Source organism: bacterium 336/3, assembly GCA_001281695.1.
Lineage (GTDB): Bacteria > Bacteroidota > Bacteroidia > Cytophagales > Thermonemataceae > Raineya.
Window position 1 is genome coordinate 281,298 of record LJIE01000001.1, and the last position, 13,484, is coordinate 294,781.

The window sequence follows — 13,484 nt, forward strand, 5'->3', positions numbered from 1 at the left end:
GCATTCCTAAAAATTGGAGAAGTGCCCGAGTGGTTGAAGGGGCACGCCTGGAAAGCGTGTATGCGGGAAACTGTATCGAGAGTTCGAATCTCTTCTTCTCCTCAAAAAGAAAAGCTATCTATACATATTATAGATAGCTTTTCTTTTTATATATTCTACATCTACTCTTTTGTGAAAACAAGCTCTTCACTCCAATAAAGTTTATTATTCAAGTTTTTAGCTATAAAATCTCTGAAAATCTTTTCACTTGCAAACTTTGTAGGTTTTGCATTACTCGCATCATATCTTTTGCCTTTGGCTTTTGCCTCATTTACACCTTTTTCAAAAAATAGAGATACAGATAATTTTCCATCTTTTACTTTATACTTAAAATAACAATATCCTTTTTTACCTTCTTCTTCTGCTCCAAAATTAACGATTTTTGTTCCTTTTAGTATAGATATATACGCATCTAAAGGTTTATCTTCTTTGGGCTGTTCACCTTCTGTTGGCTTATTCTTGATATCAAGGGTGTATGTTCCTGTTGAAGAGCTTTTTGTGAAAATAATTTTATCAATAGGAAGTTCTAATTCTTCAGCAGATTTTTTAGCTGGAGGAACAAACTTCCAAGAGCCAACTAATTGGTCATCATCAACAAATGCAGTTTTATCAGTTATAAGATATTCAGAAGAAATACATGAACCCATGAATAAAACTGTTAGTAAAAGTAGAAAAGGAAATTGTAGCTTTTTCATAATACATTTTGTTTAAAATTTCTCAAAAATAAAGAACCCTCCATAAAATATAGAGGGTCTTTTTATGAAAGAAACTTTTTTGTTTATCAAATTATATTACGGCTTAATGAATCAATTTTTATATCTTAGTTTTGAGAGGTTTAACGGTATAACCTTGCTTACGTAATTGATAAATCAAGCCATCTTTGCCAACTAAATGCAATGCTCCTACAGCTATAAAAACTGGTTTTTCTTGAACTAATTTGTAGATTTGAGGCATCCAAGCGTCATTTCTGTTTTTTAGTAAAGAATTGTATTCTTCAGGTTTCATATTTTTGTCATCTAATCCAAATTTTGCCAATTCATTCAGATTTTGCTCTGCATAATACTTATTCAATTTCTTCATAGATTCTGATGATTGTGAACCTTTATCTTCAATAACTTCCATCAACATTTCAGCTTGGCGTTGTAAAGACGACCCTTTTAATAAAACATTAGCTTGTAATTCAACAGTTTCCAAACCAATAATCTCTTTTTCTAAAGATTTTCCATACGTTTGAAAATATCCATCCAAACTATTACTGGGGTCGCCACTCATCATTTTGTTCTCATCTAAGCCCAATTCTTTAGAAATCTTCTTTACAGAAATCATTTGAATAAGCATCATGGGACGCATTTTATTAAAAAGAGCAGCACTCATGCCCATATTTGTTTGTAAATATTCATCTACTTGGTTAAATTTCTTTTCCCCCAACAAATCTTTAAGTGTTGTATCTTGCATGATAGCTACTTTCATCATAGCCATGGATGTAGCCATCATGTTATCTAATGCTATTTCGCCAATAACAGTTTTGCTTTTTCTGATTTTCTCTTTTATAAACTCATTCTTCTTAACAGAATCTGGTGGATATAAGTGGTGTGTACCAAATAAATAAGATGGTTCTTTAATTCCTTTTCCCGAAATTTCCCAAAAAACAGAGTTTTCAAGTTCTAAATTTGGAGTAATACTGCTTTTTGCTGAGTTTTTTACTTTTTTTTGTGCAATAGCAACATCTACAATAAATAAGAGTAATGATGCTAAAATAAGATACTTTTTCATGGTATAGGGTTATTTTTTGATAATGATTTGATAAGGAACTTTTTCGGCTCGTTCAAGACCCATATCCTTAGCTCGCTTTTCGACTTCTGAATACTTTGTAGTATTCATATACTTAGCCTGAGATTGTGTATAGTCAGAACGAAGATTAGTGACGTCTTTTTCTAAAATAATAATTTGTCGTTGGAGCTTCCTTGCATAATGAGTGTTACTGATATAAAATATACCTAAAATTGTGAGATATAGTACATAAGGAATATAATTGATAGGTTTTCTTTTTTGGGTAAGAAAATCTACGTTTACTAAATTATCAATCCAAAGAAAAACACTTCTCTTTGCTTCAGGACGTTCGGGGGCGGATTCTTTATATGTATTTTCCATTATCATGAATTCTTTACTTTAACGAAAACAAAAATAATATTAGTTCATTTGAGAGTAAAAATAATAGTAAAAATATAAAACACTCAACTATTAAGAAGGGTTTTACTTAAAAAAATAGATGAATGGCTAAAATGCGAAAAAAAAGTGACTTGCCTGAAAAAACCTGTGTAATTTGCAAAAGACCATTCTCTTGGCGAAAAAAATGGGAAAAAGTATGGAACGAAGTTTTGTATTGTAGTGATAAATGTAAAAAACAAAGAAAACAGAAAATATAAAAATTATATATTTGCCTTCCATTTTATAAAAACTATTATGCTCACAAAACGAATTATCCCTTGTTTAGATATAAAAGATGGTAGAACAGTAAAAGGTGTAAATTTTGAAAATTTAATAGATGCTGGAAATCCTGTAGAATTAGCTCAACGCTACGCAGAAGAAGGAGCTGATGAGTTAGTCTTCTTAGATATCAATGCAACAGTTGAAGGTAGAAAGACACTGGTAGCTTTGGTAAAAGAAATTGCTGCCCATCTCAATATTCCTTTTACTGTAGGTGGCGGAATTAGTAGTAAACAAGATGTATCAGAACTTTTAAATGCAGGAGCTGATAAAATTTCTATCAATTCTTCAGCAGTACGAAACCCTAAGCTTGTTGATGAATTAGCATTAGAATTTGGTAGTCAATGTATTATACTAGCCATTGATACTAAAAATATTGATAAAACTCATTATGTTCATACTCATGGAGGACGTAAACCTACTGATATACAAACATTTTTATGGGCAAAAGAAGTAGCAGAAAGAGGAGCTGGTGAAATCTTACTTACATCTATGGATGCAGATGGGACAAAAGCAGGTTTTGATATATCTATTACAGCCAAAATCTCAGAAGCTGTTTCCATTCCTGTAATAGCCTCTGGAGGAGCGGGTTCAATACAAGATTTTTCAGAAGTATTCACAACAGGTAAAGCAGATGCTGCTCTTGCCGCAAGTATTTTTCACTTTAAAGAAATAGCCATTCAAGATTTAAAAAGCTATTTATATCAGCAAAATATTTCAGTAAGACAATAAAAAAGGATAGCTAATTTTAGCTATCCTTTTAGTATCAAATACTAGTTATTATTTTGAAGCAGTTGCTTTCTTTTCTTTTTCACCTTCTTTTTCTGCCTTATCTCCAAAATCTACATTTTCTAAGAATAAAATATTAGTAGGGTTAGTTTTTAAACCTTTTAATTTTTTATTATAAATCCTTAAAATTTCGTCATAATACAATACGATAATAGGAGACTCTTCAATCAATAAATTATCCATATCATGGTAGTATTTATAAAGAAGCAGATGGTTTTCATCATGTTCGTCCTTCGATTGTGCTTCATCATAAAGTCTATCAAATTCTTTGCTTACAAAGTTTGTTTTATTAGGACCTACAGGAGAGAAGTTTTGGCTATAGAACATTGCAAAATAATTTTCAGCATCAGGATAATCTCCTAACCAAGAACCTCTAAACAAAGTAACTTTTCCATCATCTACCATTTGTTGATGCGTTACAAACTGATTACTCTCTATAGTAACATTTACACCAATTTCACTCCATTGTTTTTTGATAAACTCTGCAATTTCTTTGTCCGTTTGATAAGTATGAAGTTTTAATTCAGGTAAACCTTTTCCACCTTCATGACCAATTTCTTTTAATAATTGACGAGCTTTTGCTAAATTATAAGTATAACCTTTTACTCTTACAGAATCAAAAGATGGAAGTGCAGCAGGAGTGATACCTGAAATACCAGGCATTCCCAATCCATTACGTAAAGAAAGAACAATTTGATCTCTGTCAATAGCATAACTTAAAGCTTGACGGAATTTCTTCTTCAAGAAAGGATGTGTAGTATCTTTATATTTTCCTGTATTAAGCTGAAAACCAATGTACTCAGTGTTCATGTAGGGAACTTTATCAACATTATATTTTTTACGGAATTCTTCTTTCACCTTTCCTTTATCCAAAATATCTTTTGCTGTTTCAGGAAGTCCTGTAATAAAATCTAATTTACCAGCAACAAATTCATTATATGCTTGATTGGGGTCATTGATAAATGAAACTTGTACAACATCAATGAATGGTAATTTACGACCATCATGATCCATCTTCCAATAATGTTCATTTTTAGATAAAATCAGCTTTTCGCCCTCTTTCCACTCTTTTAATTGAAAAGCTCCTGTTCCAATAGGATGTGCCCTAAAATCATCTTTATATTTTTCAATAGCTTCTTTTGGTATTACAAATGCATAAGGCATCGTAAGCATCTCTAAAAAAGGAGGAAATTTTTTCTGTAAACGAATCTGTAATGTATATCTATCAAGAGCTATAAATGCAGAATCAGGATTTTGGTGTACTTTACCTCTAAAAATCCAAGCACCTGTACTACGAGTTTTAGGATTCAAAATTCTTTGAAAGCTATAAACAAAGTCATCAGCATGAACTTCTCTTCCTGTGTTACCTGGAAAGCAAGGATCATCATGAAAACGAATGTTTTTCTTTAATTTGAAGGTATAAACCGTTTCTGTAGAGTCCCAAGAGTAAGACTCTGCAATGGATTGTGTTGGGTGCATATTTTCATCCAATTCCAAAAGTCCATTGAAAATTTGACTCGTAGCCCAAACACTTGCTCTATTTCGAGCCTGAGCAGGGTCTAGTGAATTCAGACCACCAGTTTGATTGTAACGAAAGACTTTCTTGCCTCCATTATCTTCTTTACCACCACAAGAAGCAAAGAGAAATAAAGCCACAGCGAACAATAATAATTGTCTCATCATAAAATTTTGAAATTGTTTGAATTAAAGTTCTATATTTGCATAAATTTTCTAAGAAAATTCACTTTTACAAGAAACATCACAAATATATATTATTTTTGGTAAGCAAATTAAATTTTTTTTTAGAAAAAAAAAACGTTTCTTGCTTTTATTCTATATAAACAAACGGTTTTGAACTTACATACTAACACTATTTTTAAATATGGGTAAAATTATTGCCATAGCGAACCAAAAAGGAGGAGTAGGTAAAACAACCACAGCCATCAATTTAGCTGCAAGTTTGGCTACTTTGGGTTATAAAACATTGCTTGTAGACGCTGACCCTCAGGCAAATTCTACCTCAGGTTTAGGGCATAATCCTAAGCAAATACAAACAAGTATCTACGAATGTATGGTGGATGGTGCAAGTGCAGCTCAAGCTACTTTGCCCGTATCTATAGATAATCTTTTCTTAATACCTTCACATATTGATTTAGTAGGTGCAGAAGTTGAGATGATTAATCTTGAAAGTAGAGAAGAAAAAATGAAAATTGCACTCAATGCTATTAAAAATGAGTACGATTTTATAGTAATAGATTGTTCGCCTTCATTAGGACTCATAACTGTAAATTCTCTTACAGCAGCTGATTCTGTTCTTGTACCTGTTCAATGCGAATATTTTGCTTTAGAAGGACTTGGAAAATTACTCAATACTATTAAAATTATTCAATCTAGATTGAATACACGCTTAGAAATAGAAGGAATATTACTTACTATGCATGATTCCCGTGTTCGCCTTTCTACACAAGTTGTAGAAGATGTAAGTAATCACTTCAAACAGATGGTTTTTAAAACAGTTATTCCAAGAAATGTACGTTTAAGTGAATCTCCAAGTTTTGGACTTCCTGCAATCCAACATGACTCTTCAAGTAAAGGAGCAGCAAGCTATTTAGAACTTGCTAAAGAAATTCTTGAGAAAAATAAAATTAAAAAAAGTGCTGTAAAATAAATTTTTACTCTGATGAGCAATCCCAAAATTAATTTGGAAATAAAGCCTTTAGATAAAACAATAGAAATCCTAACAGGGTTTCTATTGTTTTTTATGTGGGTATGGTTGTTATATCATTATTCTAATCTCCCAGAAAGAATACCAACTCATTTTAATTTTAATGGACAAGCAGATGGTTTCGGACATAAAAACAACCTTTTTATCTTAGCCATTTTAGCAACCATTATCTACATTGTACTATCTGTTCTTAAAAAAATTCCTCACCTCCTCAACTATCCTGTAACTGTTACAGAAGAAAATGCTTTCAAACTATATTATTTGAGCAATCAGATGCTTCGATATTTAAAATTTTTGACAATTTTAGTTATGTGTATTGTAGAGATTTTCAATATCAATATTGCTAAAAATAATGTAGGTACACTACCTAATATCTTAATTTTTGGAATTATAAGCTTGATTTTTATTTCTACTATATACTTTATTATAAAGATGTTCATGATTTCTAAGAAAAATTCTTAATTTTGCCTAAAATTCTAGATATTGATAAAAAGTAAAAAAGATGAAAAAAGGTGTATTAGGACGTGGTTTAGGGGCATTACTTACAGACTCAGTTCAACAGGAAGAAAATGAAAAACCAACAATTGTACAAGCCAGTATCAACGAAATAGATGTAGAAAGTATAGAAGTTAATCCATATCAACCTCGTACTGACTTTGATGAGGATGCTCTCAATGAGTTATCTGAATCTATTAAGTTACAAGGTATTATACAACCTATTACTGTCAGAAGATTAAGTGAAGGTAAATATCAATTAATCTCAGGAGAACGCCGTTTGCAGGCTTCTAAAAGAGCAGGACTTAAAGCGATACCTGCTTATATTCGTACGGCCAACGACCAGCAAATGCTCGAAATGGCTTTGATAGAAAATATTCAAAGAGAAAACCTAAATCCTATTGAAATTGCTCTTAGTTATCAACGACTAATCTCAGAATGTAATTTAAAGCAAGAAGAATTAGGAGATAGAGTAAGTAAAAATAGAACAACTGTTACAAACTATTTGCGATTATTGAAATTACCTCCAATGGTTCAGGCTGCTCTGAGAGATAAACAGATTAGCATGGGGCATGCAAGAGCTATTATCAATGTTGACAATCCAGATGACCAAATTGCTATTTTGAAGAAAATATTACTTGAGGATTTATCTGTAAGGGCTGTGGAAGATATGGTAAGAAATCTTTCAGCATCAAAGACAAAGGTAAAAACTCCTACAAAATCAGGAAATAGTTTTGAAATAAAACAAGTTCAAACAAAGCTATCATCACATTTTGGCACGAAAATATCTGTACAAGCTAATAACAAAAATCAAGGGGAAATAAAAATACCTTTTAATTCTACAGAAGACTTGAATCGCATACTTGATATATTAAATGTTTAGCTTAACACTCCAATATATTTATCTTAAAAACCTTGAAAAATGGAAAATAAGTGTTTTACTTATTTTCCTAATTTTCTTTTTACCCCAATTAAATTTCGCTCAAACAGACACTAGTCAAATTCGTAAGAAAGATACGATTCAAAAACTAAAGGGACGTTCGCCCAAAATAGCAGCACTTCGAGCTGCTGTATTGCCAGGTTGGGGGCAAATCTATAATAAAAAATATTGGAAATTACCTTTGGTATATGGTGGTGCAATGGGTTTGGGTTATGGTATTTACTGGAATAATGCTTATTATCAGTATTATAGAGGAATTTATCAGGAAGCATTCCTCACCGGAAATCCTAATAATATAAATCTAGATCAAGCGGCTCTTTTAAGAAATGAATTTAGAAGAAGTAAAGAACAGCTTATTATTGGAAGTATTGTATTTTATGGACTAACAGTTGTAGATGCAATTGTGGATGCACATTTTTCTACTTATGATATTAGTGATAATTTAAGCCTTAAAATATATCCTAAGATAGACTTTAGCCCACAAGGGCAGGCATATTTTGCTACTACCATACAGTTTGGAATAAAAAATAAAAAGAAATTACAGTTTTGAGACTTCAACATAAAATTTTTTACAATTATGAATATCGCTTTGATTGGTTATGGAAAAATGGGTAAAGAAATTGAAAAAATAGCCCTTGAACGTGGACACCATATCTCTTTTAGAATTAATATCGAAAATAAAGAAGACCTTTTCAAAATCAATTCCAATAATACAGATGTAGCCATTGAGTTTACTCAGCCTGAAACAGCATTTGAAAATATTCAAACAACTTTGAATAACAAAGTTTCTATTGTTTCTGGTACAACAGGATGGTTAGACAGACAATCAGAAGTCGAACAACTTGCTGTTTCTCAAGAAAAAGCATTTTTCTATGCATCAAACTTTAGTTTGGGAGTAAATTTGTTTTTTCAGCTTAATGAATATCTTGCAAAATTAATGAGTAAGCATAGTCAATATCAATTAAGTATGGAAGAAATTCATCATACAGAGAAAAAAGATGCTCCAAGTGGTACGGCTATTAGTTTGGCAAAAGGTATTATCGAAAACTATCCACAAAAAATAAGTTGGGTAAACCAAAAAACAGAAGCACAAGAAGAAATAGGCATTATTTCTAAAAGAGAACCACATGTCCCAGGTACACATGTTATTACATATAGTTCTCCTGAAGATTTTATAGAAATAAAACATGAAGCATACAGCCGAAAAGGATTTGCTTTAGGGGCTGTACTTGCTGCTGAATTTATCAAAGATAAAAAAGGTGTTTTAGGAATGAAAGACCTCCTTGCTGGAGCTTTATAATTTATGCGAATTGCCTTCGATTTGGATGATAGTTTGATACCATCTAATCATAAATTTTCAGTACAAAATCCTAAATATCAGTTATTTGCAAAAATGTTTCATGTGGAACATTTAAGAAAAATACAACAAATATTTTTCATTTTTGTCAAAACAATAAAATAGAAACATGGATTTACACAACCTCATTTAGAAGTAAATTTTATATCTACTTTTTATTTTGGTTAAATGGAACACATTTGCAAGGTGTTGTAAATCAAAGTGTTTATAATAAAAAAGCAAAGCATAAAGCCAGTAAATACCCTCCTGCTTTTGGAATAGATTTATTGATAGATGATAGTGAAGGGGTAAAAATAGAAGGAGAAAAATATGGTTTTGAGGTGCTTTGTATCAAACCAGATGATGGAGATTGGATAGAAAAAATCAAGCAAAAAATAATAGAAAAAAAGCCTTTGTAATTTTACAAAGGCTTTTAGTTTCTTATAACAATTCAAAAATACCTGCAACTCCTTGTCCTCCACCTACACATGCACTGACCATACCATATTTGGCATTTCTTAAACGCATCTCATTAAATAGTTGTACAGATAACTTTGCACCAGAACAGCCTAAGGGGTGTCCAAGAGCAATAGCACCACCATTTACATTGGTGATAGATTTATCAATACCTAATTCTTGAATAACAGCTAAGCTTTGAGCCGCAAATGCTTCATTGAGTTCAATCAAGCCAATATCTGAAAGCTTTAAGCCTGCTTTAGTCAAAGCCTTAGGAATAGCAGCCACAGGACCGATACCCATGATACGAGGCTCAACGCCCATTACACTGTAAGATAATAGTCTAGCAATAGGCTTTAAACCAAGCTCATTAACCATTTTTTCAGACATAATCATTACAAAAGCTGCTCCATCAGAAGTTTGAGAAGAATTTCCAGCTGTTACACTTCCACCTGCTGCAAATGCAGGTTTTAATTTAGCCAAAGCCTCAACAGTTGTTTCTGCTCTTGGTCCTTCATCTGTATCTACAATCCAAGTTTTCTTCTTCTTTTTACCTTCTTCAACATAAACTTCCTCAACACTAATAGGTACAATTTGATCTTTAAATTTACCACTTTTGATAGCTTCAACAGCTCTCATATTAGAAATGTAAGCAAATTCGTCTTGAGCATCTCTACCAATTTTATAATCTTGAGCAACCTGCTCAGCAGTAAGTCCCATACTTAAATAATATGCTGGATGATTGGTCGCTACTTGGAAGTTTAGAGCGGGTTTATAACCCATCATGGGTACAAGAGACATAGATTCAGTTCCTCCAGCAATGATACAATCTGCCATACCAGCATTGATACGTTCAGAAGCAATTGCTATTGCTTCTAAACCAGAGCCACAATAACGATTGATTACAAAACCAGGAACATTTACAGGCAATGATTGCAAAGCAATCATTCTACCAATCTGCATACCTTGTTCAGCTTCAGGGATAGCACAACCAACGATAAGGTCTTCTACTCTTGAGGCATCAAAATTAGGTACAGACTTTACCAAATGTTTGATAACCTCAGCAGCAAGGTCATCAGGGCGAGTAAAACGAAACCCACCTCTTTTAGATTTTCCTACGGCTGTACGATAACCAGCCACTATATATGCGTTCATTATGAATTTCAATTTAATGTGAATATTGAATTTTGTTTGGAAATCCAGAATTATTAATCAAAATACCAAAGTATGAAGATTATATCTTTAATTTCTCAAAGGTTTTCCTGTAGTCAAAATACTTTGAATACGCTCAAGAGTTTTCTTTTCACCACAAAGTGATAAAAATGCTTCTCTTTCCAAATCCAACAAATATTGTTCTGATACAAATTGAGGACTTGTCAAATCACCACCAGTCATTACATAAGCAAATTTTTCAGCAATTTTAGCATCATGCTCAGAAATAAATCTGCCGTAAACCATACCTGTAATACCAGCTTTCAATGTACCTAAAGCACCTTTCCCTAATACTTTTATATCATCTCTTTGTTTAGGTTGTGAATATCCCATTTCTGCAATTTCAATAGCTTTAGCTTTAGCTTCTGCGATATGGAATGCACGATTTACTCCAATTGTATCATTTTTACGTAAATAACCCATTTCTAAGGCTTCATGTGCAGATGTTGCAACTTTTGCTGTAGCAATATTCATAAAAGCAGTTTGCAGACTATTAAACTCTACATCTCCTTCTTTAAAAGAATCAGAAACTCTCAAAGCCATTTCTTTAGAGCCACCACCAGCAGGAATAAGCCCCACACCAAACTCTACTAAACCCATATAGGTTTCTGCATGTGCATGGATATGATCTGCATGTAAATTTAACTCACATCCACCACCCAAAGCAAGTCCAGCAGTAGCTGTAACCACAGGAATAGCAGAATACCTTGCTCTCATCATAGTTTTTTGGAATTGAGCGATCATCAAGTTCACTTCGTCCCACTCTTGTTCTACTGCAAACATGAATAACATACCTAAGTTTGCACCTGCCGAAAAGTTTTCTGAATTATTACCAATTACCAAACCTCTAAAGTCTTTTTCACCAATTTCAATAGCTTTATTGATACCTTCAATTACTTCAGCACCAATAGAGTTCATTTTGGTATGGAACTCTAAACCAAGAACTCCTCCTCCAATATCAAAAAGAGTTGTGCCTGAATTGCCCCATACTTTATTAGTTTTACGAATATTGTCTAAAATGATAATCTCTCCACTTTTTGCAATAGATTTATAGCTTTTTGAAGCAATATCATAATATAATTGTTTGCCATTTTCTAATTTATAGAAAGAAGTATGTCCCGCTGCAAGCATTTCTTGTACCCAAGGAGCAACTGTTTTACCAGCTTCTTGAATAAGCTGACAACCATATTCTACACCAATTGCATCCCAACTTTCAAAAGGAGCAACTTCCCAGCCAAAACCAGCAGAAACAGCATCATCAATTTGATATAAGTGATCTGCAATTTCAGGAATACGATTTGCTACATAAGCAAAAACAGATGCAAATGTTTTTCTGTAAAACTCACCTGCTTGATCATCTGATTTTAAAAGTACAGGATAACGCTCCTTTACATTTTCAATCATTTTGGTTGCATCCAGAGCCTTAAACTTTACTTTCTCTTGAGGTTTGTACTCAAGTGTGTTCAAGTCTAAAGCGAAAATTTCTTTGGTTTCTTTATCTTTTTTATAATAACCTTGTCCTGATTTATCTCCTAACCAATTTTTATCTTTTAAAAAGGCAAGTGATTTAGGCAACTTAAAAGATTCTTTGCTTTCATCGTGAGGAGCATTGGCAGCCAAACCGCCCGCAACGAGTGTCATGGTATCCAAACCTACTACATCCAAAGTTCTGAAAGTAGCTGATTTAGGTCTTCCAAGAACTGGTCCTGTTAGTTTGTCAACAGCTTCTACGCTTAACCCCATAGATTCAATTGTATGCAAAGCATCCATAATAGCATAAACGCCTACTCTGTTAGCAATAAATGCAGGAGTATCTTTACACAATACAGTTGTTTTACCTAATAATTGAGCTCCATATTCCATCAAGAAATCTACGACTTCAGGTTTTGTATAAGGAGTTGGGATAACTTCTAATAATTTTAAATAACGAGGAGGGTTGAAGAAGTGAGAACCACAGAAATGAGCCTTAAAATCATCGCTTCTACCTTCAGCCATCATGTGAATGGGAATACCAGAGGTGTTAGATGTGATAAGTGTACCTGGTTTTCTGTATTTTTCAACTTGTTCAAATACTTTATGTTTGATATCCAAACGCTCCATTACTACCTCAATAATCCAGTCTGCAGAAGCAATTTCTGCCATATTATCTTCAAAATTTCCTAATTTTACACGATTAGCAAATTTTTCGTTATAAAGGGCAGCAGGTTTAGATTTGATGGTGTTTTGGAAGGCAGTATTGACAATACGATTGCGAACGGCGGGGTGGTCTAATGTTAAGCCTTTGGCTTGTTCTTCTGGAGTTAAGTCTTTTGGAACAATATCCAATAATAAGGCTTCCACTCCAATATTGGCAAAATGACAAGCAATTCGACTTCCCATTACACCTGCTCCTAAAACAGCTACCTTTCGAATTCGGCGTGTTTCATAAGCTTTTTGAACTTTGTTTTTTTCTAAGGTTGTTTCCATTATATATTTTGTTTAAACCTAAAAGTGATTAACAAAAAACGATTTTGCCCGAAATATACAAAAAAATATTCGGCTTGCATACTGTTTTTTAGAAAAAGTTAAATAGACTATTTATTATATCTTGATATTGAATAAAGTATCTATAAAAGCCTCCCATTACCATACTTGTCAACCAAAAGTAAAATCCCCATGAAACTTTTACGGGAACATATGTTCCAGCTTCATTTATTAAGAGTTTTTTTATAAAAAAGGCTAAACATGATGATAAAATAGATGAAATACTAAAAACGAAAAATAATAAATCTGTTTTGTCATAATTGATAACGGAAATCCAATACAAAATATTTGCAAACCAAGCAATTAAAGCAAACCAATCTGTAAACATAAAGCTCATCCAACCAAAAAATAAGCAAACCCCACCTTTATACATGCCTTTATTGTTTTTGGTATCTTTAAATGCATTTAAAAAGCAGGCTATTAAATAAAAAATAATAGAAGTCCATAAAATCCATTTTAAATACATAATTTTCTTGTATTTT

General features: G+C 32.6%; 11 protein-coding genes, 1 tRNA gene and 3 pseudogenes. 8 read left to right on the forward strand and 7 right to left on the reverse strand.

Annotation, left to right across the window (positions count from 1 at the left end; all coding sequences use genetic code 11):
* The first annotated feature begins 15 nt into the window (after nucleotides 1-15).
* Nucleotides 16-105, forward strand: a tRNA-Ser gene (locus AD998_01215).
* A gap of 56 nt (nucleotides 106-161) precedes the next feature.
* Here AD998_01215 and AD998_01220 read toward each other — a convergent pair.
* From AD998_01220 to AD998_01230, 3 genes are all read right to left on the reverse strand, one after another.
* Nucleotides 162-734 carry a hypothetical protein gene (locus AD998_01220; protein KOY84952.1) on the reverse strand — a complete coding sequence of 191 codons (573 nt, stop codon included), beginning with the start codon at nucleotides 732-734 and terminating at the stop codon, nucleotides 162-164.
* A 118-nt stretch (nucleotides 735-852) separates the two neighbouring features.
* On the reverse strand, nucleotides 853-1,812 hold the full coding sequence (locus AD998_01225; protein KOY84953.1) for a hypothetical protein: 960 nt from the start codon (nucleotides 1,810-1,812) through the stop codon (nucleotides 853-855).
* Between the two features lie 9 nt (nucleotides 1,813-1,821).
* Nucleotides 1,822-2,196: a hypothetical protein gene (locus tag AD998_01230; GenBank protein ID KOY84954.1), complete on the reverse strand. Its 375-nt coding sequence runs from the start codon at nucleotides 2,194-2,196 to the stop codon at nucleotides 1,822-1,824.
* A gap of 306 nt (nucleotides 2,197-2,502) precedes the next feature.
* On the opposite strand from AD998_01230, the gene AD998_01235 reads away from it, so the two are divergent.
* Complete coding sequence (locus AD998_01235) at nucleotides 2,503-3,258, forward strand: imidazole glycerol phosphate synthase subunit HisH (GenBank protein KOY88005.1); 756 nt, start codon at nucleotides 2,503-2,505, stop codon at nucleotides 3,256-3,258.
* A 48-nt stretch (nucleotides 3,259-3,306) separates the two neighbouring features.
* On the opposite strand, the gene AD998_01240 is transcribed toward AD998_01235, so the two are convergent.
* Nucleotides 3,307-4,998, reverse strand: coding sequence for a hypothetical protein (locus AD998_01240; protein KOY84955.1), 1,692 nt, complete (start codon nucleotides 4,996-4,998; stop codon nucleotides 3,307-3,309).
* A 199-nt stretch (nucleotides 4,999-5,197) separates the two neighbouring features.
* Here AD998_01240 and AD998_01245 point away from each other — a divergent pair, with 199 nt between their 5' ends.
* The 6 genes and pseudogenes from AD998_01245 to AD998_01270 all read left to right on the forward strand — a co-directional run bounded on the left by AD998_01245 (nucleotide 5,198) and on the right by AD998_01270 (nucleotide 9,230).
* Nucleotides 5,198-5,983, forward strand: a complete 786-nt coding sequence (locus AD998_01245; GenBank protein KOY84956.1) for a chromosome partitioning protein ParA — start codon at nucleotides 5,198-5,200, stop codon at nucleotides 5,981-5,983.
* Nucleotides 5,984-5,995: 12 nt separating this feature from the next.
* Nucleotides 5,996-6,361 (forward strand): annotated as a pseudogene (locus tag AD998_01250) (hypothetical protein).
* 181 nt (nucleotides 6,362-6,542) lie between these two features.
* Nucleotides 6,543-7,418 (forward strand): chromosome partitioning protein ParB, encoded by an 876-nt coding sequence (locus tag AD998_01255; protein KOY84957.1) that lies wholly within the window; start codon nucleotides 6,543-6,545, stop codon nucleotides 7,416-7,418.
* Nucleotides 7,419-7,578: 160 nt separating this feature from the next.
* Nucleotides 7,579-8,025 (forward strand): annotated as a pseudogene (locus AD998_01260) (hypothetical protein).
* 27 nt (nucleotides 8,026-8,052) lie between these two features.
* Nucleotides 8,053-8,775: a 4-hydroxy-tetrahydrodipicolinate reductase gene (locus AD998_01265; GenBank protein ID KOY84958.1), complete on the forward strand. Its 723-nt coding sequence runs from the start codon at nucleotides 8,053-8,055 to the stop codon at nucleotides 8,773-8,775.
* Between the two features lie 3 nt (nucleotides 8,776-8,778).
* Nucleotides 8,779-9,230, forward strand: a pseudogene (locus AD998_01270) (hypothetical protein).
* A 22-nt stretch (nucleotides 9,231-9,252) separates the two neighbouring features.
* Here AD998_01270 and AD998_01275 read toward each other — a convergent pair.
* From AD998_01275 to AD998_01285, 3 genes are all read right to left on the reverse strand, one after another.
* Entirely contained in the window at nucleotides 9,253-10,422 is a 1,170-nt protein-coding gene (locus tag AD998_01275; protein ID KOY84959.1) for an acetyl-CoA acetyltransferase, read from the reverse strand.
* Between the two features lie 87 nt (nucleotides 10,423-10,509).
* Nucleotides 10,510-12,945 carry a 3-hydroxyacyl-CoA dehydrogenase gene (locus AD998_01280; GenBank protein ID KOY84960.1) on the reverse strand — a complete coding sequence of 812 codons (2,436 nt, stop codon included), beginning with the start codon at nucleotides 12,943-12,945 and terminating at the stop codon, nucleotides 10,510-10,512.
* 88 nt (nucleotides 12,946-13,033) lie between these two features.
* Nucleotides 13,034-13,468, reverse strand: a complete 435-nt coding sequence (locus AD998_01285; protein ID KOY84961.1) for a hypothetical protein — start codon at nucleotides 13,466-13,468, stop codon at nucleotides 13,034-13,036.
* Between the last annotated feature and the right edge of the window lie 16 nt (nucleotides 13,469-13,484).

Excerpts from the sequence above, each read along its gene's own strand:
- AD998_01240 (KOY84955.1), bottom strand. The coding sequence starts at position 4,998 with ATGATGAGACAATTATTATTGTTCGCTGTGGCTTTATTTCTCTTTGCT.
- AD998_01230 (KOY84954.1), bottom strand. The coding sequence starts at position 2,196 with ATGATAATGGAAAATACATATAAAGAATCCGCCCCCGAACGTCCTGAA.
- AD998_01225 (KOY84953.1), bottom strand. The coding sequence starts at position 1,812 with ATGAAAAAGTATCTTATTTTAGCATCATTACTCTTATTTATTGTAGAT.
- AD998_01285 (KOY84961.1), bottom strand. The coding sequence starts at position 13,468 with ATGTATTTAAAATGGATTTTATGGACTTCTATTATTTTTTATTTAATA.
- AD998_01220 (KOY84952.1), bottom strand. The coding sequence starts at position 734 with ATGAAAAAGCTACAATTTCCTTTTCTACTTTTACTAACAGTTTTATTC.
- AD998_01280 (KOY84960.1), bottom strand. The coding sequence starts at position 12,945 with ATGGAAACAACCTTAGAAAAAAACAAAGTTCAAAAAGCTTATGAAACA.
- AD998_01275 (KOY84959.1), bottom strand. The coding sequence starts at position 10,422 with ATGAACGCATATATAGTGGCTGGTTATCGTACAGCCGTAGGAAAATCT.
- AD998_01255 (KOY84957.1), top strand. The coding sequence starts at position 6,543 with ATGAAAAAAGGTGTATTAGGACGTGGTTTAGGGGCATTACTTACAGAC.
- AD998_01235 (KOY88005.1), top strand. The coding sequence starts at position 2,503 with ATGCTCACAAAACGAATTATCCCTTGTTTAGATATAAAAGATGGTAGA.
- AD998_01265 (KOY84958.1), top strand. The coding sequence starts at position 8,053 with ATGAATATCGCTTTGATTGGTTATGGAAAAATGGGTAAAGAAATTGAA.
- AD998_01245 (KOY84956.1), top strand. The coding sequence starts at position 5,198 with ATGGGTAAAATTATTGCCATAGCGAACCAAAAAGGAGGAGTAGGTAAA.